This is a genomic window from Rhizobium sp. WW_1, from assembly GCF_003610155.1.
In the GTDB taxonomy this organism is placed as follows: domain Bacteria; phylum Pseudomonadota; class Alphaproteobacteria; order Rhizobiales; family Rhizobiaceae; genus Rhizobium; species Rhizobium tropici_A.
In genome coordinates, this window is sequence record NZ_RAIN01000004.1 from 472,253 (window position 1) to 498,113 (window position 25,861).

Below are 25,861 nucleotides of genomic sequence, written 5' to 3' on the forward strand. Positions count from 1 at the left end.
CGAAGACAAGCTTAGCGAGCCTGGCCCGATGGCGAGAGACCTTCCTTGCACATAGCTCCACGGTCCTAGGACGCGTCCGCACCTAACATTTGCGGGAGGCGTTCGGCTATCAGCCGCAGAAACTGCTCGGCCGCAACAGTCAACGCTCTCCGGCTTGGATAGACGGCATAGATGTTGGCAGGCTGTGGCTTCCATTCGCTCAACAGATGTATGAGCTGACCGCTGCGCAGGTCCGGCCCGCAAAGCGTGGCCGGCACGGCGGCAATCCCTATGCCTTGCCGCACCGCGGTCATCAGCGCACTCAATTGCGTGGTTGAAAAGCGCGGCTCGAATTCGGCGCGAAACGTCTCCCTCCCCTTGCTGAGCCGCCATGCCCACGGCGTCGATTTCGGCCCGAAGCCGATGCCGTCGAAAGCGGCAAGATCGGCTGGCCCGACGGGCAACTCCCGCCCGGCAAAGAGCGATGGATGCCCGACCAGCACATAGGGGGTCGTCGCCACGCGCCGGGCGATGACATCAAGGTCCGGAAGTGGGTCGAAGCCGGCGTGAATGACGAGATCGGCCGAAACAAGACGCGGATCGAGGAGCCATGCCATCTCCTCCAGATGCAGCCTGACCTTCGGTGCAAGCTCGACGAACTCCGCAGCCAGTTGCTCGATGATGATCGCCCCGAGCAGCGGCGGGCAGACGACATGCAGGAACCCGGCCGGCACATGAGCGGCGCGATCCGCCATTTCGAAGACCTTGTCCGTCTCCCGCACCACCCGGCTGCATTGGCCGTAGCATTCCCGCCCAAAGCCGGTGAGCAAGAACTGCCTCGGCCCGCGATGGAAGAGCGGCACGCCGAGGCGCATCTCCAGATCGTTCAGCCGCCGCGAAAGCGTCGACTTGGGGATATTCAGTTGACGGCTGGCCTGCGATATGCCGCCGCAATCGACCACCATCTTGAAGATATAAAGCTCGTCCAAGCCTTTCATTGTCGTTCCAGATTTGGATCTTGATCGTCCCGAAATTAGAACGAAATCCTGTCCATTCCAATGCTAGGCTCATCCGATTGGTTTTCAGCGGAGGAGAAAGCATGACCGAGCAGAGGCCGACGGATCGCAACATCATCGAAACCCCTTATGGCGCGCTGATCGGCGCGCGATCGGAAGGTGTCGTGAGATTAACGAGCGTTCCCTATGCCATGCCGCCGATCGGACATCGGCGGCTGCGCCTGCCCGAGCCCATACGCGCCTGGACAGAGCCGCTGGACTGCACCGGCGAGGGTTCCATCCCGCCGCAATTGCCGTCGCGGCTCGCCAAGGTCATGGGCGACTATCCGGTTCGGCAGGACGAAGATTGCCTGCATCTCGACATCTGGATGCCCGAGGTGCGCGAGGCGGCGACCCCGATCTTCGTCTTCCTGCATGGCGGCGCCTTCATGACCGGGGGCGGCTCGCTCCCCTGCTACGATGGCGCCCTGCTTGCCAAAAACACGTCGATGATCGTCGTCAACGTCAGCTATCGCCTCGGTGCTCTGGGCTTCCTGCCGATTGAAGGGATTGCACCCGGCAATCTCGGCCTTCACGACCAGATCATGGCCCTTCGCTTCATCCGTGACATCGCCGCGTCGCTTGGAGGCGACAGCGCGAACATCACTACTTCAGGCCAGTCGGCGGGAGCCTTTTCCATCGCCGTGCTGCTGGCATCGCCCACGCACAGCTCGCTGTTCAACCGCTCGATCATGATGAGCGCGCCTCTGGGCCTGGAGCTGCAGAACCGAGACGCGACAGAGCGTCTCGGGCTGAAGTACATGACTGCGCTCGGGCTCAGGCCAGGCGATCGTGCTGGCGTGGAGGCGCTTCCGATCGGGCATCTGATGTCGGCCCAGCTTGAGGTGGCGCGAGCCCATGCTCCGGCGCCCGGTCAGGTAACGCCGCCCTTCATGCCCGTGATCGATGGCGAACTCATTCTTGCCGATCCGTTGGAAACGCTGACCAACGGGACGGCGTCTGCGCACGAATTCATGATCGGCACGACCCGCGAAGAAATGGCCGGCTTTTATTATCGCGACGATGGCCTTGCTGCCATCGAGGACAAGCTCGCGGCGGCAGCCTTTGATCGCCGCTATGGCGAAGAGGCCGCAAAGGCGATGAGCGAGGCACGGGCAAGACGTGTCCCCGGCTCCGGGCTTGCGCTTCTTGGCGACCTCGTCACGGATATGGTTTTTACCGAACCGAGCCTTGCCGTGGCTCGCGCGCAGGCCAAAAAGGGAGCCGCACCCTATGTCTATAGGTTCGACTGGCAGTCGCCGATGCCGGGCATCCAGGCTTGCCATTGCATCGAGCTTCCTTTCCTCTTCGGCAATCTCGAAACCTGGCAGGCCGCACCAATGCTCTCAGGCGCGGATATGCGTGAAGTTGCCGATCTCAGCCGGATTTTTCAGGGCGCGCTTGCGGCCTTCACCAGAAGCGGCAGGCCCGAAGGGCCGGACCTGCCGCTTTGGCCGGACCACGTCACCCCGTACGTCGTCCAGTATTTCGACAAAGTCATTCGGGCATCCAGCTGACGGCGGTACACCGCTTTTGGGGGCGGCGGCCGGACTAGGATCTGGGCGCCGTCTTCTCATGCAGCGGCTCCTTGCGGTGCCAGTTTTCCAAAATCCTGCCATCCCTGTGCTTCTGCTTAGCCCACCGGATGCCGTTGGAGATGACCTTCAGGACATATTCGTTGTGATAGACGGGATAGCTCTCATGACCCGGGCTGAAGAAGAAGATCCGGCCGCGGCCGCGCTGAAAGGTGCAGCCGCTGCGGAACACTTCGCCGCCGGAGTACCAGGATATGAAAATGAGCTCGTCCGGCTGCGGAATGTCGAAGGGCTCTCCGTACATCTCTGAGGCTTCAACTTCGAAATAGGGTGGCAGCCCCTCCGCGATGGGATGCGAGGGATTGATGACCCAGACGCGCTCGAGATCACCTTCCGGAAGCTCGCGCCAGGAGAGATTGGCATTGGTCCCCATCAGCCTGCGGAACAGCTTGGAATGATGGCCGGAATGGAGGATCAGCAGGCCCATGCCCTTCAAAACCCGCTGCTGGACGCGGTCGATCAAGGCATCGCTGACGTCCTCATGCGCCACATGGCCCCACCAGAGCAGCACGTCGGTATCCTCGAGCAGGGAATCCGGCAACCCCTCCTCCGGATCGTCCATGGTCACTCGCCGGATCTCGAAATCCGGATTTTCGATGCCGCTGGCAATCGCGCCATCCATCCTGTCCGGATAGAGCCTCCGCACGATCTCGTCGGTTTGCTCATGCCGGCCCTCGTTCCAGATGGTGACCTTGATCGTCATTGCACCGCCTTCTCCTGTTTGCTGAAGCCCGATGCTCACACGTATGCGCTATATTTTCAATAACGCCGATATGAGATTTCCATATCTATTCTTCTTATTTGTTTTTAATTGAAAATTTTTCGCACTCTGGCTAAGTCAATTTATGCAAACGTATGCGCAATGGGAGGATTTCATGTCGAAACCAGTTCGCCTGGCCGTTATCGGAACCGGGCTGAAAGCTGCGGAATACGCCCGCAGCTGGGCGCGGATGCCCGAGGTTGAATTCATTGCCGTTACGGATGTCAGCTCAGCCTCACGCGGCCGGTTCAGCGAGATTTGCACCGCTGCCGGACGGATGGCTCCTCTGGAGTTTGACGACTTCCGAACGATGCTTGTGCAATGCAAGGGTAATCTCGACGCGGTCTACATATCGACGCCGCACGCCTTTCATGCCGAGCAGGCATTGGCGGTGATACACGCCGGTCTCGACCTCTTCCTAGAGAAGCCGATGGTGACAACCGTGGCGGAGGCAAAGGCTCTCATCGACGCCCGCTCGAAAACCGGCAATACCGTCGTCATTGCCTTCAACGGCGCGCTGTCGCCGCTGGTGCGCGACACGCACAGCCGCGCAGCTGGAGGCGAATTCGGCGAGCTGATCAGCGTCTCGGCAACCATCTGGGAAGGCTGGTCCTCGAAATATGACGGCCAGTGGAAACAGAAGCCGGAACTGTCGGGCGGCGGCTTCATGTTCGATACCGGCGCGCACATGATGAACACGGTCTGCCTTCTCGTACGCTCGGAATTCGAACGCGTCTCCGCCTACATGAACGATTACGGCAAACCCATCGATATCACCTGCGCTGTGGCAGCCCGCCTTCAGAACGGCGCACTCGTCACCTTTAACGCAGCAGGCGAAGGCCCTCCGGGTTGCGCCTCCCACATGACCTTCTTCTACAAAAAGGCGATCGTCAGGATCGACGCCTGGGGTGCGTGGCGCGAAATCGAGATGGACGGCAAACCTGCTATCCGCGAGGTCGCGGAAGCCGCCCATCAGGAAAATCCGCTGAAATCCTTCCTCAGCGTCAGGTGCGGCGAAGAGGAAAATCCATCCACGGTCGAGAATGGGCTTCGCTTTGCCCGCCTATGGGATGCTATCAAGGCCTCTGCGGCACGAGACGGGGAATCGATCAAGATCTCCGAGATGGGCTGATCAACAGGACGCGGGAATGAACAAGCGCATCACCTCGAAGCAAATCGCAAAGCTCGCCGGCGTCTCCTCGTCGACGATCTCGAGGGCCTTTTCGGGCGATACACGCATCAGCGAGCCGACGCGAAAGCGTATCATGTCCCTCGCCGACGAACATGATTACCGACCGAACGCGATCGCCCGCTCGCTAAACAGCCAGAGATCGCGGCTCGTTGCCCTCGTTGTCAATTCGATCGAAAACCCCTGCGAGGGACAGCAGCTGCAATATCTGGTGCAGCGACTGCAGGAGCGCGAACTGTTGCCGATCCTGCTGTGCTGTGCCGGCTACGACGATCGCGCGCATCTGATGCGCATGGCATCGGCCTACCAGGTCGATCACGCCGTCATCTTCTCCGACATGGTCTCCATGGCCGACGCCACTCAGATTTTCCGAACGGCGCGCCCGATCATGGTTTCCTTCGAGCCGATTTCCGATCCTGACATCGCGCAGCTCATCGTCGATGGATCGAAGGCAGCCGAGCAAGTCGTGGCAAAGGCAGTCTCGGCCGGGCGCAGCCGCTTCGCCTATCTGACCGGCCGTAACTCCAGCTGGATCGACAAGCAGCGCAAGCGCTGGTTTGCCGATGCGCTTGCCAGGCATGGCCTCAGCTTCGTGGCGGAAAGCCATGGCGACTATTCCTATGATTCCGGTTTCAAGGAGGCCGTTGTGCTTCTGCGCCGATCGCCTGTCGACGCCGTCGTCTGCGGCAATGATGTCATGGCGATCGGCGTTCGTGACGCGGCAACGCGAGTGCTCGGACGAAAAGTGCCAGAGGATCTCGCCATCATCGGCCAGGACGGCGTCAATCTTGCCATGTGGGAGTGCAACGACCTGACCACCCTTGCGCTCGATTTCACCGCCTATATGGACACGATCATCGGCTTCATCGAGGATCAGGCCGAAAACAGGGAAGGAACGGTGTCCGTGACACACGAATATTTCGTTCGCTGGGGATCGACCTGCTGAGATCCTCGATCCGGCGCTGCGGCATTCACAATGGAATGCCGCAGTAATCCAATGGCCCTGTTTACCCTCGTTCGGGCGCCAGTACGAAATCGTGCTCGACCTGCCAGAACTTGTCAGCGAAGCCAAGCTCTCTGGCGCGGGCGGCATCTTCGGTGAGCTTGAACTCCGCAAGCAGGCTCTCCTTGACGCCGAACACCGCATCGGAATGGATGTAAGGGTCGTCGGGATCGAAGATATGGGTCGTCAACGTCTCGAAACCCTCCGCCTTGATGATGTAATGCAGATGGGCCGGCCGGTACGGATGGCGGCCGAGCGCATCGAGCAATTTTCCGACGGGGCCATCGTCCGGGATCGGATAGTATTTCGGCTTCACCGCGCGAAACCAGTAGTGCCCATTCTTGCCGGTGCGGAAGACACCACGCAGATTGAAATCCGGCTGGATACCCTTCTGCTGGACATCGTAGAAGCCTTCATCATTCGCCTGCCAGACATCGAGCACGGCGTTCTCGATCGACCTGCCGTCAGTATCGAGAATGCGGCCGCTGATCACCATATCCTCGCCCTTCTGGTCAAGGCAGATATTGGCCCCCATCGGCAGCTCCGGCGCGTCCGCGACGTGGAAGGGGCCGAGAACCGTACTTTCCGAAGCGCCCGACGGCTTGCGGTTGTTGATCGCGTCGACCAGCATCGACACGCCGAGCACGTCCGACAGCAAGATGAACTCCTGCCGCCAGTCGGTGCAGGTATGGCCGGTACGGGTAAGGAAGAAGATCGCCTCCATCCACTCGTCCTGCGTCGGCTCCAACTCCTTCACCGCCTCATGCAGCTTGCGGGTGATGACCTCCATCACCTGTTTCAGCCGCTCATCCCTGGCTTTCGCGTTGCGGCCCGTGACGACCTCGACGGAGTTTTCCTCGGTGAAATAGCCCTTTTCTTGCACGCTCATGATTGCCTCACAGATCCAGAATTGTCTTCAACACGCGGCGAAGTTCGCGTTCCGGCTCGTCAACCGCCGTATCAGAACGCCAGGCGACGTGATGGTCCGGGCGCACCAGCAACACGCCGGCGTCTCGAATTTCGCGGGCGCGCGCCCAGTCTCCTGTCAGGTCCTGCCACTCCTGTCGCGGACCAACCTTGTGGACGGCAATCGGCAACCTCAACTCCTTCGACAGAACCTTCGCCGCAGCTATCCAGCCGTCGCCGCCAATGCCGGTCAAAACCGTGAAGACGCCATGACCGGTCAGATCGAGGCTCGATACTTTCTTGCCGCTGTCGTTGAACAGCCAGGCATGCGGCAGCCGCGCGCCCGGCCAAGTCGTCGGCTGGAAATGCAGTTCCGCATCTTTCTCATAGGCCGGTTCCGGCTGCCCGTCCTTGACCACGGCATTCGAGGCGTAGCGATGGTTCATTTCCACGCCATGGGCGTCGAACTCGTAAACCTTATGGGCAATTGCCTCGCGGATTGCCGTGCGCTGGCGTTCGGCATCGGCAGTATCATCGCAGCGCTCATCCATGTTCTGCTGCATCTTCACCGGATCGACGGAATCGAGCAGACCGAGCGACTTGAAGATCGGGCCGAATTCCTCGATCGACTTGTTGGCGCGTGTAACGATCTGCTTGGCGACCGGCGCGCGTTCAGCCTGATAGCTGTCGAGCAGACCCATGCCAGCCTGACCTCCTAGGACCAAGGCCAGCTTCCAGGCGAGATTGAACCCGTCCTGGATGGAGGTGTTGGAGCCGAGACCATTCGAAGGCGGATGGCGATGGACGGCATCGCCCATGCAGAAGACGCGGCCGTTCGACATGGTGGTCGCGTACATGTTGTTCACAGTCCAGGTCGAGACGGATTTGATCTTCGGCTTGAGATCTGCAACGCCGACGAGTTCGCGCACGACCTTGGTAGCGAAGGCATCGTCGACCTGAGGTGCCGGCTGGTTGATGTCATAGCCCCAGACGATCAGCCACTCGTTCCATGGCCGCACCATGCGCACCAAGCCCATGCCGATGCCGCCGACATCAGCACCGGGCTGCAGCACCCAGTAGAGCACCGACGGGCGATGTGCGACATAACGCGATAGATCGGCCTCGAAGAGAATGTTCATCGAACCAGCGACGCCCATCTTGCCTTCGAAGGTCAGGCCGGCATGTTCCGCAACCTTGGAATTGCCGCCGTCGGCGCCGATCAGGAACTTCGAGCGGATGGCCAGCTCCCTGCCGGTCAGACGGTCGAGACAGGTCGTCGTGACCCCTTCGGCATCCTGCACGTGGCTCACATACTCCGTCGACATGCGGGCTTGCGCGCCACGCGAACAAGCCGTCTTGAAAAGGAGTGGTTCCATATAAGTCTGCGGCAGGTCGTTCATGTGGGCTGGCGAAGAAAGCAGGTGCTCGGCACGCGACAGCGGATGGTTGCCCCAGCTTTGCATGCGGCCAATCTCCTCGCCGGCGACCGCCGTGCAGAAGACATTCTGCCCCATCAGATCCTGTTCGACCGCAAAGAGATAGGCCTCCTCCTCTACGTCGCGGCCGAGATCGCGCAGCACCTCCATCGTGCGCTGGTTGGTGATGTGCGCGCGCGGCGTGCTTGCCAACCAGCGATAGCGATTGATCACCATCGGCTCGAGCCCGTAGGTCGCAAGCAGCGCTGCGGTCGCCGAGCCGGCGGGTCCCGTACCGATGATTAGAACGTCGGTGGTGATGTCAGCCATTTGGCCCTCCCTTTTGATCACGTAGAACTGGTTCGCCTCTCAGCAGGCGGCGGACCGGAAAAAGTTCCCAACCTGTGCGGCTGGATATGAGCCCCCAGAGGCCCCGTGGCGCAAAGAGCATCGTGATGATCGCCAAGGCACCAAGGGCCAGCAAATACCAGGAGCCGTAGCTCGAAAAGGCGTTCTGCAGCAGGAAGAAGACAAGCACGCCGACAAGTGGCCCCTCGATCGTGCCAATACCGCCGATGACAACAATGAACACGACATAGGCGGTCCAGTCGGTGAGCGAGAAGGCAGCGTCCGGCGATATGCGCGCCTTCTGCAGATAGATCAGCGCACCGACCATGCCGGTCACGAAGGCAGTCGCCAGATAGACAATGATCTTCAGCCGGTGCGCATCGACGCCGAGCGCACGGGCCGCCGTCTCATTGTCGCGCACGGCGGCAAGGCCAAGGCCCTGCTTGCTGCGCAGCAGCCGGTAAATGAAACCGATCGTAAGCGCCGTCAGCGCCAGTGCCAGCCAATAGGTGAGTGCATCGGCCGCGGCCGCGGAGCGCATGCCGAACAAGTTCTGCAGCAGGGAAATGCCCAGCATATCCTTCGTAGCTTCGCGCGGCAGCGAGGTTCCCGTTCCGCCGCCGAGCATCTTCCACTGGGCAAAGAGCAGCCGCCCGACTTCGGCGATGACCCAGGTGCCGATCGCGAAATAGGGGCCGTAAAGCCGGAAGGAGAAGAAGGCGGCCGGCGCGGCGATCAGCATCGCGAACAACCCGGCGAGCGGAATGGCAAGGATCGGGTCGACCCCGGCAAGGATGACGAAACCGAACAGCGCATAGGCGCCGCAACCTACGAAGAGCTGCTGGCCCACAGAGATCAGCCCGGCATAGCCGGCAAGCAGGTTCCAGCTTTGCGCCAGCGCCAGCATGGTCAGGATGAAGAACAGATCCTGCACCACCCCACGCGACATCACGAACGGGACCGCCGCCAGCACGATCACCACGATGAACGACAGGATGGCGAAGATGCTGGAAAGCCGCGTCCGCGTCTCCACCCGCCAGCCCGGCGGCGCTGCGATTTCGGTCGGCATTGTTTCAAAACCTGTGGTCATGGTCGCCTCAATCCACTGCCCGAGGGAAAAGACCGCGCGGCCGGAAGAGCAGCACGAGCAGGAAGGCGATATGCCCGGCCAGGATCTGCCATTCGGGATTGATCGCGGCGCCGAACGTTTGCGCAATTCCCAGGATAACGCCACCGGCGAGCGTGCCCCAGAGCGAGCCGAGACCGCCGATGATGACGGCTTCGAAGGCGTAGATCAGCCGCGCCGGCCCGGCCGTCGGATCGAAGTTCGCCCGCATGCCGAGATAAAGCGCCGCGACCGTCACGATCATCATCGCAAGCCCGGTCGCGATGGCGAAGATGGAGTTCGGCCGGATACCCATCAGGCTCGCCGTCACCACGTCATCCGAGGTCGCGCGGAAGGCGCGGCCAAGCTCGGTGCGGTAGATGAGCTGGTTCAGACCGACGATCACGAGGACGGCCGAGGCAAAGGTCAGCAGCGGCATCAGCCCGGCATTGACGCCGCCGAGTTGCAGCGAGGCCGTCTCCAGAGCACCGGCGGAGATCCGCCGGCTGTCGGCCGTGAAGCCTTCGAGCAGGCCGTTCTGAATGACGATCGACAGGCCGAAGGTGACGAGCAGCGGCGGCAAGATGTCCTTGCCGAGGGTACGGTTCAGCAAATGATATTGCAGCAGCCAACCGACGGCGAACATCAAAGGCGCAGCGATCGACGCAGCCAGGAACGGATTGAGTCCAAGCAGCGAAACAAGCGTCAGGATCAGGAAAGCGGCCAGCACGATGAGATCGCCATGGGCGAGGTTGACGAGGCGCATGATGCCGAAGACGAGGCTGAGGCCTGCGGCAAACAGTGCATAGAGCCCACCGAGAAGCACACCCTGCAGAAGGGTATCAAGCCAGTTCATGGGTGTCCGCTCCGAAATAGGCCGCATGGATATCGGCTCGGTCGAGTTCCGCCGGCCGCCCGGTCAGGGTGATGCGGCCCTCCATCATGCAATAGACACGGTCGGCGACTTTCAGCGCCTGGGCGATATCCTGCTCGACGATGACGATGGCCGCGCCCGCAGCGCGGATATGCGAAAAGGCGGCATAGATATCCTTGATGATTACGGGCGCGAGACCAAGGCTCAGCTCGTCGCAGAGAAGGACTTCCGGATTGGACATCAGCGCTCTTCCGATCGCGACCATTTGCTGCTGCCCGCCCGAAAGCGCCGTCGCCGGATTGCGGCGTCTTTCCCTCAAGACGGGGAACAGCGAGTAGATGCTGTCGAGCGTCCATGGGCCAGCGACCCGGCGGCCATAGCGACCGATCTGCAGATTTTCCTCTACCGTCAGCGACGGGAAAAGCTTGCGCCCCTCAGGCACCAGCGCGATGCCGCGGCGCACCACATCGGAAGCGGCCATCGCCCCGATCGGCTCGCCGCGATGCAGGACCATATCGGGCTTGTTGGCGATGACACCGGCAATCGAGCGCATCAGCGTCGATTTGCCGGCACCGTTCGCGCCGATGACGGCGATGGTCTCGCCGGCCTCCAGATGTAGATCGACGCCGAGCACCGCCTGGAAATCGCGATAGGCGGCCATGAGGCCGCAGGTTTCGATGAGGCTCGCCATCAGACTTCCATCCCCAGATAGATTTCACGCACCTCGCTCGAGGCCATGATCGCGTCGGGCTTGCCGATACCGATCACCCGGCCGAAATTGAGCACGAGAATGCGCTCGGCCACCGCCGTCAAGGCATGCAGCACATGCTCGATCCAGATAATGGCAACGCCGCGCTGATGGACCCTTTTGATCGTCGCGACCAGCTGACGGCATTCGCCTTCCGTCAAGCCGCCGGCAATCTCGTCGAGAAGCAGCAGCTTCGGTTGGGTTGCAAGCGCGCGGGCAAGTTCCAACCGCTTACGTTCGAGCAGGGTCAGCGATCCGGCCGGCACGTTGGCCTTGGCGATCAAACCGGTTTCCACAAGGATGTCTGCGCAAAGGGCCGAGACATCGCTTTCCCTTGCACGTGCGCCGAAGGCGCCTGCGACGAGCAGGTTTTCGTAAGTCGTCAGGCGCTCGAACGGCTGCGGGATCTGGAAAGTTCGGCCCATGCCGGCAAGGCATCGCTGCATCGGCGGTATATGCGTGACGTCATGACCATCGAACCGGATCGATCCCCGCGCGACGGAGAGATTGCCGTTGATCAGGTTGAACAGCGTCGATTTGCCGGCGCCGTTCGGCCCGATCACGCCGAGCGCCTCACCGGGTTCGACGGCGAATCCGACATCCTCAGCGACGACGAGCGCGCCGAAGGATTTCGAAACTCCGTTCAGTTCAAGCATGGGCATTGATCGTTCTCCTCCGGAAGCTGCCCGACTGAGTGCGGGCAGCCCTCTTCCTCACGCCAAGGCTTCGAGCTTGCCGCCAAGCGGCACGCTCGGCGCCAGCCCGTTTTCGACAACGACGAGATCGTAGCCGCCGCCCGATTTCAGCCGCCACTGCCCGCCGACGAGCGGCGTCTTGGCGACATTCTTCTGGGCGAATGGCGGCAGCTTCTCGTTGCCCCAGGCAATCGGCCCGACAAGCGTATCGAGCTTTGTTTCGCCGATCGCCTTTGCAACCGCCTCGGCTTCGCCTGCATCCTCGGTCCGCTTCATCACATCGACGGCGAGTTCGAAGAGTGCGTGGGCAAAGCCGATTGGCTGCGTCCACGGACGTCCCGTCGCCTTGGTAAAGGCATCCGCGACAGCGGACGCGCTCTCCCCGGTCAGCGACGACTTGAAAGGATGCGTCGGGGTCCACCAGACCTCGGTTGAAAGATTATGGCCGGCATTACCAAGCGCCTCGACGGCCTGCGGGAAGAGCAACGCCTTGCCGATCGAAGCGACCTTCGGCTTCAAACCCTGCTGCTTGGCCTGGTTCCAGAAGGTGGTGAGATCGGGCGGGATCATCACTCCGGTCAGAATATCGGTGCTTGCCTGCTTGAAGGCGTTGATTTGAGCGGAAAAATCATCCGTCAGGTTCTGGTAGCGGCCGGTGTCCGTCAGCCCGTAGCCGAGCTTGTCCAGAACCGGCGGGAAGCCGACGACCTTGTCGCCCCAGGCATTGCCGTCGCCGTCGTTCGGAAACAGCCCGCCCACCTTTTTGTTGGTCTCGATCTGGCTCCACATCCCAGTATAAACGGCGATAATGTCCTCAAGGCCCCAGAAGAAATGATAGGAATAGCTGAACGGCTTCCAGGAGGCGGGGTCGCCGGGATTGCCTTGCTGCCCAATGAACCAGGGCTGCCACGGCGCGACGGTGGAAATGCAGGGCATCTCCTCGCCCTCGCATGTCGTGGAAACCGGATTGGTTGTTTCCGGCGTCGAGGACACCAGCATCAGATTGATCTGATCGTCGACGATCAGCTGCTTTGCCACTTCCGCGGCCCGGTTCGGATTCGACTGGCTGTCCTTGACCACGACCTCGTAGTTCAGACCCTTGGCCTTGGTCGTTGCCAGGAAGGCGTCAATGACGAATTTGTCGGCTTCGCCGAAGCCCGCAAGCGGCCCCGTCTGCGGGCTGACATAGCCAAGCTTGATCGCCGCATTCTTGGCAATCGCCGGCATGGCCAGGCCCGAGGTTGCGAGCAGCGCGCCGCCGGCAGCCGTCGTCTTTAGAAAGTCGCGTCTCGTAAACATGTTTCCTCCCCTCATCGTCTCTCCTCCCAAAGAGCGCGCCAACAGGCGCTGATGTCTCAGTCTTTCGGCCGCCGGCCCTCCCAAGCGTCCTGCAGCAGTTGGCGGATCGAATCCCGATCGATCGGCCTCGGATTCCAGTATGGGTTCTCGACGGCGATCGATGCGGCGCGATCGAGATCGGCTTCCGTCAGGCCGAATTCCTTGAGCGACAGCGGCGAGCCGATCGCCTTGGCGAAATCCCAGAGCCCGCCGCCGATCGAGCCGCCGAACATGCCGGCTGCTTCCGCCAGTTTCGGCGCTGCCGCCGTTGCGTTGAAGGCGGCCGTATGCGGCAGCATCACCGCATGGGTTTCGGCGTGCGGCGTATCGAAGGAACCGCCGAGCGTGTGGCAGATCTTGTGATGCAGCGCCATGCCGACGGTGCCGAGCACCGAACCGCAGAGCCAGGCACCATAAAGCGCATCGCTGCGCGCCTCGGTATTCTTCGGATCGTTGACGATAACGGGCAGGCTCCGCTCGAAGGCGCGAAGGCCTTCGAGCGCCATCAGGCTCGAAATCGGATTGCGGTCTTGTGCATAGAGTCCCTCAACGGCATGGGCCATGGCGTTGAGGCCGCTCGTCACGCTCATGGCGACAGGCAACCCGAGTGTCAACGAGGGGTCGTAAATCACGATCTCCGGCAGGATCTTTGCATCGCGCACCGTCGTCTTGCGGCCGCCTTCGGTCTGGCCGAGAATCGGCGTCACCTCCGATCCGGCATAGGTCGTGGGAATGACGATCTGGAGAAGATCGGTACGATAGGCGATCGCCTTGCCGAGCCCCGTCGTCGATCCGCCGCCGAGGGAAACGACGCAATCGGCCTCCGTCTCCGCCACGACTTTCATCGCCGCCTCCGTCACCTCGACGGGCGTGTGCATCGTTGCGCCTGTAAACACGCCGCAAGCAAACGATCCGATCTCCTGCACCAGCATCTCGGCATCCGACTTCTGATGTGGCGTCGACAGAACCAGAGCCCGCCTGCGGCCAGCTTTCGCGATCCATTCCACCACCTTGCTGCGGCTACCCGCACCGAAGACAATCCGGGCTGGGCTGCCCGCATAGGAAAAATCTCGGCTCATCCTGCTCTCCCCGGCTTTGTACGCACCATGACGAAGGTAAGGCTGACCGCCCTGCCAGGCTTTCCATCGATCTCCGCCGGCTCAAAACAGGCGACGAGTTCTGGCCGCACGCCGAAGAGGACGTCCTCGGCAAGATGTGGATCGCTCGCGTCGTAGATATGGGTTGTGATCGTTTCGAAACCCTTGGCTCGGATAACGAAATGCAGGTTCGCCGGACGGCGCAGCGGATAGCCGGCCCCGGCGAGCAGACGTCCTACCGGCCCGTCATCCGGCACGCCATAGCCCGACGGCATCACCGAACGATAATGGAAGCGCCCGTCGTCATCCGTGCGGAAAAGGCCGCGCAGATTGTGCTCCGGCTGGAGGTCCGGCTGCTGGTTTTCATAAAAGCCTTCGCCATTGGCCTGCCAGGTGATGACTTCGGCGCCGGCAATCGGCAGGCCGTCGAGATCCTGCACTCGCGCGGCAACGAATAACGGCTCACCGAATCCATCGAGCGAGATCGAGGAACCGGAGGCCCGCTCCGGCGCATCATGGCGGTAGAACGGCCCCCGAATGGTGTTCGGAGTTGCGGCCTGCGGCCGCCGGGAATTGATTTCTTCCACCAGCGCCGAAGCGCCGACGAGATCGGACAGGAGCACCCATTCCTGCCGCCGTTCGTCCGAGGCGTGGCCAACCTCCGTCAAAAACGCAATGACCTTGCGCCATTCCTCCTGCGTTGGGCGAAACTGCTTGATGAGGTCGTGAACTTGAGTGACCGCGGCAGCGATCAATCGCGGCAGATTGCCATCACCATTGGCCGAGAAGCGCTCGGAGAAAGCCTCCGCCGATGTCGCCTCGCTGAATGTGAGCGCCTTAGCACGCTCCACCATGCTCATCCTCCAAGATCTGCCGTGCATGTAAGGGAACACTAGCAGTTGAGCGCACATGGATTGATGATTTTGTTGCCATTCAATATAACGGATTGTTATGAAGATAGATGAACGCCACCTCATTCAGCTTGCGGCCGTGGTCAAGACGGGCGGTGTCACCGAGGGTGCGGCCCTGCTTGGCCTGGCGCAACCGGCCGTCTCGCGCACATTATCGATGCTGGAAAAGCGTGTCGGCGAGCCGCTCTTCATCAAAGGACGTCGGCCGCTGCAGCCGACACCGCTTGGCCTGTCGCTCGCCGAGCACGGCCTGGTGATGCTCGCAGCCTCGCGAAAGGCGTCCGATCTGGTCGAAAGCTTCCGCGTCGGCAAAAGCGGGGTGGTGCGGATCGGCGGCACGCCCTTCTTCATGGATGCATTGATTGCCCGGCTCTGCGCCGAGTTTCAGGCCAGCCACCCGGACGTGCGTATCGACCAGAGCTATGGTTATTTTCCCGACCTGCGCGCAGCGCTCAAAGCCGACCAGATCGATCTTGCCATATGTCCGATCGACATACTCGACGAAGGGTCCGGGCTCGAATTCCAGCAGATCCTGCCGGGACGCAACGTCGTCGCCTGCCGGGTAACGCATCCGCTGCTTCTGAAACGCCGGCCGCAACCCGGCCATCTGCTTGATTACCCCTGGATCGCGCCACCGCCGGGAAGCCCACTTTTGGCCGACCTGCGCGCCTTGCTGCTCTCCTTCGGCGCAACGGAGATCAAGATCCGTTATACCGGTGGCTCGCTGATGAGCGTGATCAACTACCTGAAATCGGCCGACGCGCTGACCGTCATGCCGCATAGCGTCGTCTTCGCCCAGCGCAAGGAAAAGACCATCACCGCGTTGCCGATCACCATTCCGCATCCGGAGCGCGCCCTTGCGATCCTCAAGCGCATCGACGCCCCACGCGCTCCCGCCGTCGACCAATTCGCCGAATTCGTGCGCGCCGGCTTCCAGGATCTTCGCCACCTGATCAAGCGTCACGAGGAATCGGTGATCTGGGGGCTTTGACGATGCCGCGTCGCCGTCAGCCGTCAACCGTTGCGATCGACTTTTCGCTAGGCGTCAGAACGGGAGATGCTTCAGCAAAGGCTTGATCGAGGATGAGCAGCTTGCGGGCATGTGCGTGTGCATATTCTTCATAGAAGCCGTGCGAAATCCATAGCCGCGAGCGGCCGCGCCGGCCGCTCCAGCCGACACCGCCGATCGATTCCGCGGCGGCCAGCTTGCGACTGGTATGGGCTCGCGACAGGCCGAAGGATTGGGCGAGATAGGAAATCGAGCTTACATCGGTCAGAAGCCTGCCTTGTTTCGCCAGCACCTCCGGCTCTATTCCGGCGATGAGCCGATCCATCAGGAGTCCGCCGGCATCGGCCCAGGTGAAGATCGTATAGAGCGGGCCGGGGCTGCGTATCTCGGGATCAGACAGCAACGTGTGTGCAGCGATCGGCTGAATTAATGCGAGCAGCTTTTCCGGCTCTGCGTGGAACCGGACCGTCCTGTCGCCACCATCCATGAGATCGAGAGCCTGAAAATGGACGCTGTACCAGTGGATCAGCATCGACAGCGTGAATGGCGCGGGTGCAACCTGCTCCGATTGATGCCCCGCTGGATCGGCAATCGGGCGGATGACATCATATTGCAGGGCTTCATCGAAAAATGCGTAGGCGGTATTGCGGCTGGCAATGGCGTATTGCAGGGCGAGATTTCCGAAGCCCCGCCGGGTCAATCCCGCGCCGGATTTGCGAAATGTGCGAAAGTAGTCGCCAAGCGCGGCGTGGCAAAGAAGCCAACGCTGTTGGGTGGCAAACAGCGCTGCGGTTCGCGGCGAGACCTCGTGGACGGCCACGAAGTTGCGCGCCAGAAGCAAGACCGCGCGGGCAAACACCACCGGCTCGAACAGGCCATCTAACCTGCCGGCGGGCAATGACCGGTCCACACGCGGAACGTCCGCCGACCGATGCATCCGAAAATCAAGCACCTTTCCCATGAACCGCTCTCTCAAGATTGACGGCTGTGTGCACCCGGATCGTTGCCATGCCGTTCCGGGACAATCATGAGTGTCGGGAAAGTCGAATTCGAAGAAGCACAGGCGGCAGCTAAAAATATGCCCGCCCATTCCTCATGTTTTCAAGTACATCCCTCAACTCACGAGCAACCGCCATGAGTTTCCTTATCCGCCCAAACATAATCCGACCGGTACAACGACGTCCTGATAAGGCGCTGGCGAGGTTCTGATATTTTCTGATATTTTTCTGAAATCGATGATTTCTCGAGGGAAATATACAGTTGGCAAATCGCGCTAGGAGCTTGCCCTTACGGCAACGCGGACGGCCGTGCGGCTTTCCGAGGACAACATCGGTACGTTGACTGCCGAGCCTAGCTCTCTTTATATTGTGCCATATTTTAAATGACACAGTTGGGGATCATTGGGAGCAGGTGTTTTGTTTTGCTGGGTTCGTTCTTGATCCAGATCGTGCCGAGCTTCACGGACCCGATGGTTCCGCGATCCGGCTACGCCCAAAAGCTTTTGAATTGCTGAGCCTACTCGTCACCAACAACAGGCGGGTCGTCGGCAAGCAGGAATTGATGGAAGCTATCTGGCCCGGGATACATGTCGGTGAAGATAGCCTCTTTCAATGTATCCGAGAAATACGCACCGCGCTCGGCGACACCGAACGACACATGATCAAGCTTGTCTCCGGTCGCGGCTACCTTTTTACCGCCGACGTAACCGTGAGACAGGAGGCCTCGGAACTCCCCCACGCAGCGCGCGATATACCGGCTTCCGGCGCAGGCGCCACAGTGGATGAAGGCAGAGCGCCAGCTCGGCTTTTTGGCTCCCGTAAGATTTTGGCTTTCGGCACATTGGCAATTCTCTGCGTGATCGCGGTCATCGTCGGTGCCTCGATTTTTTCCGCTCGTGTCAGCAACGTTCTTGGATCAAGCCAGCCAATCATCGAAGTTCTGCCTATTGTCGATACGGTCGGCGACTCCGAGAGCGCCGCTCTGGCGCAAGGCATCGCGGCGGAGATGATCGGCGGGCTCTCCAAGATCGGCGGCATCCGCCTGATAGCCTCGAAGGAACAGGGGCTGGCGGCAACCGCCAAGCCGACCGCCGATCCTGGCGGCAATGCCGATTTCATCCTGCGCGGCGAACTGCAAAGAAGCCCGCAATCCTGGACCTTTCAAACACGGCTGATCAACATGGGCAACCGCGAGATCGAATCGGTCGCCGAGGTGACGCTGGATGCCAATGAGCCCGACCGACAGCGTCTTGCCTCCCGGCTTGCCGCAGGAGTCGGCTACGAACTCGCCAACCGCATCAACAAGATCGGAGAGGCCAACAACCCGGCATCTCAGGATACTGCCGCCAGCATCGCTATTCAGCAAGCGACAGCGTCGATCAACCAGACGACGAAGGAACGCTTCGCGACAGCGCGATCGATCCTTGAAAAATATCTGAGCGACCAGCCGAACAATGCCGATCTGCAGATCGCGCTTGCCACTTTGCATCTGCGCGGAATTCAGCTTGCCTGGTACGATCCGGCCGAGATCAAGGCCGCGGAGAGCGAGGCAAGATCCCAGCTCGAACACGCGCTGCGGACCAGACCGAATTCCCTTCCGGTGCTCGGCATCTATTGCCGTTTCCTGACCGCCACCAATCAGTTCTCCGAAAGCCTTGTAGCCTGCGCACGTGCGCTCAGCGGCAATCCATGGGACGGCGCGGCGTTGTTCCAACTTGGCCTGACGCAGATTCAACTCGGCCGTTTCGAAGATGCCCTTGCGACATTCGAGCTGGCTGATCGTTTCGACACGCCGGCCGTCTCACGCTGGACCTGGCTGTTGGGCGCCGGTTGGGCCGATATATTCTTGGATCATAATGAAGATGCCGTCGAATGGCTGCAGCGTTCCATCGCGATTACGCCCGGCACCGGGCGAGCGTACATGCTGTTGGCGACCGCCTATCAGCGATTGGGTCGCACGGAAGAAGCCAAACAGGCATTGGCGAAAGGGCTGGAACTAAGGCCAGGCTCGACAACCGCAAACATTTCCCTGCCTTCCCGCAACGCAAGCCCGATCTATCTTGAAGGTCGGCAGGCAATAAGCCGAACGTTGATCGAGCTGGGGTTGCCCGCCGGCGGCGAAGCGCAAAAGTCTGGCGATCAGAACTGAGGAAGAAGCATCGCCGATGCGACTACCTATGATTGCGCCGTTGTACAGTATTTATCGTAGATCAGTATATAAAAGCGCCAAGCAATAATGAAGCGTTTGCATTTTATGATTTACTGAAATATAGAATAATAAATACTCGACATCGCTAGAACTTGAACCCCCTTCTAAACCACACGTTTATATCTTCTGCCCATTGTCTCTCCAAAGTTTAATTCTATTTCTGGTAGGAATAATGGACACCCACTTTTTCCGGCATATACGCCGCTTGGCAAGAGATCGTGGCGGCAATTTCGCGACACTGACGGCGCTGATCGCCGTGCCGCTGGCCGCTGCTGGCGGGATGGCGGTCGACTACGCGTCGGCGATACATCAGCGGACGAACTTGCAGGAAATAGCCGATGGAGCCGCGCTGGCCGGCGGCAAGATTTTCGATGGCACCAATCTGGCCGCCGCACAGGCGGAGGCGACGCGTTTCATCACCGCCTACGCAGACACGACGCCTGCAAATCTGAGCTACACCATCACGGCAAGCGGGCGCACTCTTTCGGTCAATTTGACGGGAGCCGTGCCCACGAACCTGATGCGTGTCGTCAACATCAACAGCGTCAACATCGGCGTAAACTCCCAGGCCACGGCACCGGCCAAGCCGGACATCGTGACACTGACCCCGACACAGGCACAAGGATGGTATTATAAAGTCATCACCATCCGCGTCGTCAGACCCAATTCAACGGCCGAAACCGTGGTCGGTACCGTAACCTATCAGCCGACGACCCATAACAATAGCGGTCAGGGCACCATGACGTCCGTCCCGTCCGGACCGATTACCCTCGGCCAATATACCAAGCTGGTGCTGCAGATGGACGTCAAGAACGATGGCTGCCCAATCGGCAAGTCCGCATCAATCGGCAATGACAATGGTGTCAACTGCAACAGCAAGGCATCCGCCGGTACGAAATACGATCTCATGCTACGGACAGACGACCCAAGCACATCGAACTATCTGTTCGTCGACGGCAGCGAGCTTCCGAAGGGCGTGACCTTGCCGATCGAGAATTATTTCGGTTGTCAGGCGGCGCAACAGCACGCTTGGGAAGATGGCGGCGGCTGGGATCGACAGGATTTCTTCTACACGATCTCGTCGCAATGCTCTTCGGTCGACGGCGATGCCGTGCGCCTTACCAATTGAGAGTGTGGTAATCGGGCGGCCGCTTGGCCGAACAAAGTGACCGGCGCCACAGATGACGCCGGGCTCTTCTCAAAGCAATCCGATTTAGCGGCGCGAGCCGAAGGGACGTAGCGCCATGTGGCGGTTTACGTCCTTATAGAGCAGGTAGCGGAACGGGCCAGGCCCCCCGGCATAGCAGGCCTGCGGGCAGAAGGCGCGCAGCCACATGAAATCGCCGGCCTCTACTTCGACCCAATCCTGGTTCAGGCGATAGACGGCCTTGCCTTCCAAGACATAGAGACCGTGTTCCATGACGTGAGTTTCCGCGAACGGAATGACAGCCCCTGGCTGCAGGGTGACGATCGTCACATGCATGTCGTGCCGCAGGTCGGACGGATCGACGAAGCGGGTCGTCGCCCAGCGCCCTTCGGTGCCCGGCATGGCGGACGGCGTGATATCCTTCTCGTTCAGGATAAGCGGTTCCGGATGGGCCAGTCCCTCGACGGCTTCATATGCCTTGCGAACCCAATGGAAGCGGGAATGCGCACCCGAACGATTGTGCAGCGACCATTTCAGACCCGGCGGCAGGAAGGCGTAGCCGCCCGGCTGAAGGACGTGCTTGCCGGATGGCAGGGTAAGTTCGACCTCGCCATCGACGACGAACAATACGCCTTCGGCCTCGGCATCCTGCTCCGGCCGGTCGCTGCCACCGCCGGGCGCCACTTCCATGACATATTGCGAGAAGGTTTCGGCAAAACCCGAAAGCGGCCGGGCGATTACCCAGCAGCGCGTATCGTTCCAGAAGGGCAAATAGCTGGTGACGATATCCTGCATCACTCCTTTCGGGATGACCGCATAAGCCTCCGTGAATACCGCGCGCCCCGTCAGCAGGTCGCTCTGCGGCGGATGGCCGCCAAGAGAGGAGTAGTATTTTCTTTCCATTGTCTAAGCCCTTCATTCTTATCGTTTCGGGAGGCTAAGGCATTTGCCTCCCAGTCGTATTGCATAACGTCGGAAGTTGAAATGTCCCGCTAGGTCGCCCCGGCCTCCTCCAGTAATTTCAAGATCGCGGTAAAACCACGGCTGCGGGCATGCTGCAGCGGCGTCACGCCATCATTGTCTGCCAGATTGACGTCGGCACCGGCATCTACCAACTGCTTGACGATCTGGACGTGGCGCGGGCCGCCATCGCTGAGAATCACAGCCTCGATCAGGGCCGTCCATCCCAACCGGTTGACGTGATCGACAGCGACACCCGCCTTGATCAGGATCGCGACGGTTTCGACATGCCCGCGCTCCGAAGCGGGAATGAGCGCCGTGCCGCCATAGCGATTGGTGCTTTTGAGATCCGCTCCATGGGCGAGCGTCAGCTTCAGGATATCCAGATGACCACGGGCGCCGGCATAAAGGTAAGGACTGTCCTGAATATCGTCCTTTGCATTGACGTCGGCGCCGGCCTCGATCAACACCCGGGCAGCCTCCACCTTGTTGCCGTGCGTTGCGATCAGCAGCGGCGTCGCGCCACTTGCATCCCGCGCCTCGACAGCTGCACCGTTGTCCAGCAATTGGTGAATGGCCGCGGCGTCGCCTGCGGCCGCCGCCTTGTGTAATCGAAGATCCATTGTATCGCCGAAGGCAAGAAAAGGGGTGCAGACAGCCGCCAGGAAAAGGAAGGTCGACAGCAGAAGTTTCAACATGCCTTATCCAGTTGGTGTGTCTTTCCCGAACCTAGCAGGGAACCCGGCTTCGGAAAATCAAATATCCAAGCGCCGACCGCTAAGAAAACGAAAACACTTTCAGGATTTTGTACGGCAATATCCGCTACACATGATTTCGGTTCCGGCACCTATGGCTTTTGCCGCCAGCCCATGTCCGCGACCACGACCGAGGGCGGAATGGAGCCGATCTGCAGCCTTACGCAAAATCCATGGCTAGTATACAGAAATGAAATCCGTCCGCCGTGAAGCTCCGCGGCCTTCTTGACCAGATTCAATCCCAGACCCGCGCCGGACGAGCTGGCATTGATGCGGCGAAACGGCTCGAAGACGCGATCCCGCTCCTCCGGCGGTATGCCCGGCCCCTCGTCGCAGACATCGATCGTACCGGCAGCGCCGACGCGAACGACGATCGAACCTTTTCCCCCGGCGTGGTCGATGGCATTTCGGATCAGGTTGACCACCGCCATTTCGATCGTGGAGGCCTGGATGACGAAGATTGCCTCCTCCTTGCTCGGTTCGAAATCGAAATCGTAACCGGCATCCATTGCAATCGGCGCGAGATCGGCGGCGATGTTTTCAACCAGCATATTCAGATCCATCTTCTCCGCGCGCAGTTCGACCACGCCGATGGCCTGCATCTCCAGGAGCTGATGGGCGACGCGAGACAAACGGTCGATATCGTCGCGCAATTGATGGCTGACTTCGGCTTCGGGCAGCAGATCGGCCCGCGTCCGGGCGATTGCGATCGGTGTCCTCAGCTCATGTGCGGCATCGGCAAGAAAGCGATTGTGCCTGTTATACCCTTCATCCAGCTTCGAGAGGGCATGGTTGAACGCATCGACCAGCGGGATGATCTCGGTCGGCACCTTCGAGCGATCGAGACGGGCTGAGCGTGTGTCGAAATCGATCGCTTGCGCCTGCGTTGCCGTTTCCACCAGCCCGGTGAGCGACCGCCCGACGGCGCGCGGCGTGACGAGCAGCGTCGCGACGCCGGTCAGCGCTAGTATCGGGGCGACGCCGATGAAGATGACGAATGCCATGGCCGGCAAGACGTCGAGCCAATGGATTTCGCCATGCGGTCCCTTGGGAACCTCGACGCGCATGTTGATCCATACATTCAGGCCGTCATTGTCAAAGCCGCGTTCGGTGGCTGCCATGATCTGCAGCTTGCCAACGGATGTCTCGCGGTTCTCGACCGTCGCATGCGCCCCGTTGCCGGCCTCCACTCTCGCCCGGTCGATGGTCCACGGAAAACTTTCCGTGAGCGCGGCCGTCGGTATCTCTCCATATTGAAAGAGTATCCCCTTATGATCGCGGATCATGAACCAGAGTTCCGGATAACGCTGCTTCAGCTCCACGACCTCATGCGTCTCTGCCACCTGCAGCTGCCCGTCATCATCCCGCGTTATCTGTTGTGCGACGACGCGAACGGCTTCTTCATTGGCATCTTCCAGCTCCGGATTGATGATCCAGATCCAACCGACGAGCAGGACGAAAAAGAGAACGAGAAGAAAGGCCTGCAGGGCGATCAGGCGTTTTATCAGCCCCCAGCGTAGAGATCGGCTGCGCTCCGGGGTCATGCCTTCGCCCGGATCAGGTAGCCGATGTTTCGCACGGCCCTTATCTCGACCGTGGCCTCGGCCAGAAGCAGCTTCTTTCGAATACGCGAGATATGCGCATCAAGGGCGTTCGACCCGATCTCGTCCTCAAGCGCATAAACGGCCTCGATCAGGCTCGGCCGCGTCACGATGCGGTTCGGTCGGCGCATCAGCGTCTCCAGCACCAGATATTCACGGCGGGGAAAGTCTATGAGCGCGTCGCCAACAAAGATTTCATTGGTCCTGGGATCGACGCTTAGATTGCCGAAATTCAGATACCGGTCGGAAACCGTCGGCCCCCGCCTCTGGAGCGCCCTCAATCGAGCGAGTAGCTCCTCGATCGCGAATGGCTTGGCAAGATAATCGTCGGCACCGCTGTCGAGCCCGTCGACACGGTGGTCGACGCTGCCGAGCGCGGTCAGCACGAGGATCGGCACGGGATGTTTGCGTTGACGCAGCGCCGCCACCAGATCCAGCCCCTCGCCATCAGGCAGGCGGCGATCCAGGACAAGGACATCATAGGTCCCGACGCGGGCCATCGCATCGGCATCCGCAATCGTGCGGACGTGGTCGGCAAGCACGTCACGGCGGCGCAGCGCTTCAAGTAGCGCGCGGGCCATTTCGGGTTCATCCTCAAGCAGCAGAATTCGCAACGACTTTCCCCCAAAGGACGGCGCTTGCCATCCTTCGCCCCACTGACAGCCAAAGATTGCGGCTACATTACACGCGGATTGCCGAAGTGGCACCAGAACAATGCGAATGAACAGCGGCCAGAAAGGTGACGGTTCCGTTTCGAACTGAAACCATCTCAGGGCGGAAAGGCAATCGGAATATTGTCACTGCAGCATGCGTGCCAGCATTCGCCTGATGTGATCTTGACCGCCAAAGAAAATCGCCGCGACGACAATCGTCCGGCGCTCGGCGACCGGCAGAAACCAGACGGCAGCCTTGTCGCGCCGCAGGAAACGGATACCGGGATAGATATCCGGCCGCAACGTTCCGATGTAGGGCGTCCCGACCAATCGATCGATTTCCAGGCGGAGTTCGCGAATACGGTTGGCCGCCCGCTCCAGAGCTTCCTCGGGCGCGTCTCCAAGATCGAGGTAGGCCGCAAACAGATGATCGAAGGTCAGTTCGAAATCGAGATCCGCATCCCTGGAATATTCAAGGGTCCACACGGAGCGCTCGCCGTTTACGCTCGATCATGCTCTCGATGCTTTCCTCCATCTCCGGAGCCGAAATCATCGGCCCGTCGACGCGGCGCTGGATGAGCCTGCGCAGCCCTTCCGTCTCGGCCGCTTCCGCTTCCGTTTTCTGCCGCAGCAGTTCCAGACCCTGCTGGAGAACCGAACTGAGGCTGGAATAGCGCCCCGTGTCGACAAGCGAGCGAGCAAACGCATCCTGCTGATCGGTCAATGATATCGACGATTTGACGCTCACGGAACAATCTCCTTCATGCGCCCAAAATGCTACTCAGTCGCATAGATGTCAAGACTTCGAGGCGGGACGATGGAGGGTTACGAAGGTTTATTGCCGTCGCTTTGCCACATCGTTGACCCCATCAAGATCCGGTGCCTGTCCGTAGCTCATATTCTTCATCTGCTGGATAACACGTGCCATTTCCTCGTCATCGAGAATAGGCGGCTCGCCGAGCGTCAAGGCCTGCACATAGAGGCGCGACAGTGTCTCGACTTCGATCGCAAGCGCAAGGGCTGCGGCCGGCGTTTTCCCAAGCGAGATCTGCCCGTGCTGACCGAGCAGGCAGGCAAGCCTGTCCTGCAAGGCTTCGATCGCAGCATCCGAAAGGGCCTGCGTGCCGAAGGTGGCGTAACGTGCGCAGCGGATCGTCGTACCGCCAGCGACGCCGGTCATATAGTGAAAGCTCGGGATGGTCTTGTGATGCACGGCAAGCGTGGTCGCATAGACCGAATGGCAATGAAGCACGCATTCGATATCTTGGCGGGATGCCAGAATATCGCGATGAAAGCGCCATTCGGACGATGGCCGGCGTTCCCCCTCGTAGCTGCCGTCGAGAAACATCTGAACAAGATCCTTCGGCTGCATCACGTCATAGGGAAGCGACGTCGGCGTGACCAGAAATCCCCTTGGATTTCGCACGGACATATTGCCTGCCGTCCCCTGGTTGATGCCGGAGGCGTTCATCCGGCGGCAGATTGCCACCATTTCCGTGCGCAAGGCACTG

General features: G+C 60.5%; 25 protein-coding genes. 6 read left to right on the forward strand and 19 right to left on the reverse strand.

The window, feature by feature from the left end:
* Window positions 1-65: 65 nt before the first annotated feature.
* Window positions 66-977 (reverse strand): LysR substrate-binding domain-containing protein, encoded by a 912-nt coding sequence (locus tag BJ928_RS15295; RefSeq protein WP_047630318.1) that lies wholly within the window; start codon window positions 975-977, stop codon window positions 66-68.
* A gap of 101 nt (window positions 978-1,078) precedes the next feature.
* Here BJ928_RS15295 and BJ928_RS15300 point away from each other — a divergent pair, with 101 nt between their 5' ends.
* Complete coding sequence (locus BJ928_RS15300; protein ID WP_052227562.1) at window positions 1,079-2,551, forward strand: carboxylesterase family protein; 1,473 nt, start codon at window positions 1,079-1,081, stop codon at window positions 2,549-2,551.
* A 34-nt stretch (window positions 2,552-2,585) separates the two neighbouring features.
* On the opposite strand, the gene BJ928_RS15305 is transcribed toward BJ928_RS15300, so the two are convergent.
* On the reverse strand, window positions 2,586-3,332 hold the full coding sequence (locus BJ928_RS15305; protein ID WP_047630320.1) for a ThuA domain-containing protein: 747 nt from the start codon (window positions 3,330-3,332) through the stop codon (window positions 2,586-2,588).
* A gap of 172 nt (window positions 3,333-3,504) precedes the next feature.
* On the opposite strand from BJ928_RS15305, the gene BJ928_RS15310 reads away from it, so the two are divergent.
* Window positions 3,505-4,521 (forward strand): Gfo/Idh/MocA family oxidoreductase, encoded by a 1,017-nt coding sequence (locus BJ928_RS15310; RefSeq protein ID WP_047630512.1) that lies wholly within the window; start codon window positions 3,505-3,507, stop codon window positions 4,519-4,521.
* A 16-nt stretch (window positions 4,522-4,537) separates the two neighbouring features.
* Window positions 4,538-5,524 carry a LacI family DNA-binding transcriptional regulator gene (locus tag BJ928_RS15315; protein WP_047630321.1) on the forward strand — a complete coding sequence of 329 codons (987 nt, stop codon included), beginning with the start codon at window positions 4,538-4,540 and terminating at the stop codon, window positions 5,522-5,524.
* 61 nt (window positions 5,525-5,585) lie between these two features.
* On the opposite strand, the gene BJ928_RS15320 is transcribed toward BJ928_RS15315, so the two are convergent.
* The 9 genes from BJ928_RS15320 to BJ928_RS15360 are packed head-to-tail and all read right to left on the reverse strand — an operon-like array spanning window position 5,586 to window position 14,961.
* Window positions 5,586-6,470, reverse strand: coding sequence for an intradiol ring-cleavage dioxygenase (locus BJ928_RS15320; protein ID WP_047630323.1), 885 nt, complete (start codon window positions 6,468-6,470; stop codon window positions 5,586-5,588).
* 7 nt (window positions 6,471-6,477) lie between these two features.
* Window positions 6,478-8,232, reverse strand: a complete 1,755-nt coding sequence (locus BJ928_RS15325; RefSeq protein ID WP_047630325.1) for an FAD-dependent monooxygenase — start codon at window positions 8,230-8,232, stop codon at window positions 6,478-6,480.
* Window positions 8,225-9,340 (reverse strand): branched-chain amino acid ABC transporter permease, encoded by a 1,116-nt coding sequence (locus BJ928_RS15330; RefSeq protein ID WP_052227563.1) that lies wholly within the window; start codon window positions 9,338-9,340, stop codon window positions 8,225-8,227. Before BJ928_RS15330 ends, BJ928_RS15325 begins: the two co-directional genes overlap by 8 nt.
* A gap of 7 nt (window positions 9,341-9,347) precedes the next feature.
* Entirely contained in the window at window positions 9,348-10,211 is an 864-nt protein-coding gene (locus tag BJ928_RS15335) for a branched-chain amino acid ABC transporter permease (protein ID WP_047630327.1), read from the reverse strand.
* Window positions 10,198-10,920, reverse strand: a complete 723-nt coding sequence (locus BJ928_RS15340) for an ABC transporter ATP-binding protein (RefSeq protein ID WP_047630330.1) — start codon at window positions 10,918-10,920, stop codon at window positions 10,198-10,200. Before BJ928_RS15340 ends, BJ928_RS15335 begins: the two co-directional genes overlap by 14 nt.
* Window positions 10,920-11,639: an ABC transporter ATP-binding protein gene (locus BJ928_RS15345; protein WP_047630333.1), complete on the reverse strand. Its 720-nt coding sequence runs from the start codon at window positions 11,637-11,639 to the stop codon at window positions 10,920-10,922. Before BJ928_RS15345 ends, BJ928_RS15340 begins: the two co-directional genes overlap by 1 nt.
* A gap of 51 nt (window positions 11,640-11,690) precedes the next feature.
* Complete coding sequence (locus BJ928_RS15350) at window positions 11,691-12,971, reverse strand: ABC transporter substrate-binding protein (RefSeq protein ID WP_047630335.1); 1,281 nt, start codon at window positions 12,969-12,971, stop codon at window positions 11,691-11,693.
* 56 nt (window positions 12,972-13,027) lie between these two features.
* On the reverse strand, window positions 13,028-14,089 hold the full coding sequence (locus BJ928_RS15355; RefSeq protein WP_047630337.1) for a maleylacetate reductase: 1,062 nt from the start codon (window positions 14,087-14,089) through the stop codon (window positions 13,028-13,030).
* The gene (locus BJ928_RS15360; protein WP_047630340.1) at window positions 14,086-14,961 is read right to left on the reverse strand and encodes a dioxygenase; all 876 of its coding nucleotides are present in this window, start codon (window positions 14,959-14,961) and stop codon (window positions 14,086-14,088) included. The genes BJ928_RS15355 and BJ928_RS15360 overlap by 4 nt, the downstream gene beginning before the upstream one ends.
* 97 nt (window positions 14,962-15,058) lie before the next feature.
* Between BJ928_RS15360 and BJ928_RS15365 the strand changes: the two genes are divergently transcribed.
* Window positions 15,059-16,009 (forward strand): LysR family transcriptional regulator, encoded by a 951-nt coding sequence (locus tag BJ928_RS15365; protein ID WP_047630342.1) that lies wholly within the window; start codon window positions 15,059-15,061, stop codon window positions 16,007-16,009.
* 16 nt (window positions 16,010-16,025) lie between these two features.
* Here the strand turns inward: BJ928_RS15365 and BJ928_RS15370 are convergent, their stop codons facing one another.
* Entirely contained in the window at window positions 16,026-16,988 is a 963-nt protein-coding gene (locus BJ928_RS15370) for a hypothetical protein (protein WP_052227564.1), read from the reverse strand.
* 449 nt (window positions 16,989-17,437) lie between these two features.
* Between BJ928_RS15370 and BJ928_RS15375 the strand changes: the two genes are divergently transcribed.
* Entirely contained in the window at window positions 17,438-19,174 is a 1,737-nt protein-coding gene (locus BJ928_RS15375; protein WP_063769445.1) for a winged helix-turn-helix domain-containing protein, read from the forward strand.
* 232 nt (window positions 19,175-19,406) lie between these two features.
* Window positions 19,407-20,363, forward strand: coding sequence for a TadE/TadG family type IV pilus assembly protein (locus tag BJ928_RS15380; RefSeq protein WP_047630345.1), 957 nt, complete (start codon window positions 19,407-19,409; stop codon window positions 20,361-20,363).
* 84 nt (window positions 20,364-20,447) lie between these two features.
* Here BJ928_RS15380 and BJ928_RS15385 read toward each other — a convergent pair whose 3' ends face one another.
* The 7 genes from BJ928_RS15385 to BJ928_RS15415 form a co-directional block, all read right to left on the reverse strand.
* The gene (locus tag BJ928_RS15385) at window positions 20,448-21,284 is read right to left on the reverse strand and encodes a bifunctional allantoicase/(S)-ureidoglycine aminohydrolase (RefSeq protein WP_047630347.1); all 837 of its coding nucleotides are present in this window, start codon (window positions 21,282-21,284) and stop codon (window positions 20,448-20,450) included.
* A gap of 89 nt (window positions 21,285-21,373) precedes the next feature.
* Window positions 21,374-21,964: an ankyrin repeat domain-containing protein gene (locus BJ928_RS15390; RefSeq protein WP_047630516.1), complete on the reverse strand. Its 591-nt coding sequence runs from the start codon at window positions 21,962-21,964 to the stop codon at window positions 21,374-21,376.
* A 224-nt stretch (window positions 21,965-22,188) separates the two neighbouring features.
* Window positions 22,189-23,640: a HAMP domain-containing sensor histidine kinase gene (locus BJ928_RS15395; protein WP_047630349.1), complete on the reverse strand. Its 1,452-nt coding sequence runs from the start codon at window positions 23,638-23,640 to the stop codon at window positions 22,189-22,191.
* Window positions 23,637-24,311, reverse strand: coding sequence for a response regulator transcription factor (locus BJ928_RS15400; protein ID WP_047630351.1), 675 nt, complete (start codon window positions 24,309-24,311; stop codon window positions 23,637-23,639). Before BJ928_RS15400 ends, BJ928_RS15395 begins: the two co-directional genes overlap by 4 nt.
* Before the next feature lie 183 nt (window positions 24,312-24,494).
* Complete coding sequence (locus tag BJ928_RS15405; RefSeq protein WP_047630353.1) at window positions 24,495-24,836, reverse strand: type II toxin-antitoxin system RelE/ParE family toxin; 342 nt, start codon at window positions 24,834-24,836, stop codon at window positions 24,495-24,497.
* Complete coding sequence (locus tag BJ928_RS15410) at window positions 24,823-25,098, reverse strand: type II toxin-antitoxin system ParD family antitoxin (protein WP_047630356.1); 276 nt, start codon at window positions 25,096-25,098, stop codon at window positions 24,823-24,825. The genes BJ928_RS15405 and BJ928_RS15410 overlap by 14 nt, the downstream gene beginning before the upstream one ends.
* Before the next feature lie 87 nt (window positions 25,099-25,185).
* The gene (locus BJ928_RS15415) at window positions 25,186-25,842 is read right to left on the reverse strand and encodes a class II aldolase/adducin family protein (RefSeq protein ID WP_052227588.1); all 657 of its coding nucleotides are present in this window, start codon (window positions 25,840-25,842) and stop codon (window positions 25,186-25,188) included.
* Window positions 25,843-25,861 lie beyond the last annotated feature (19 nt).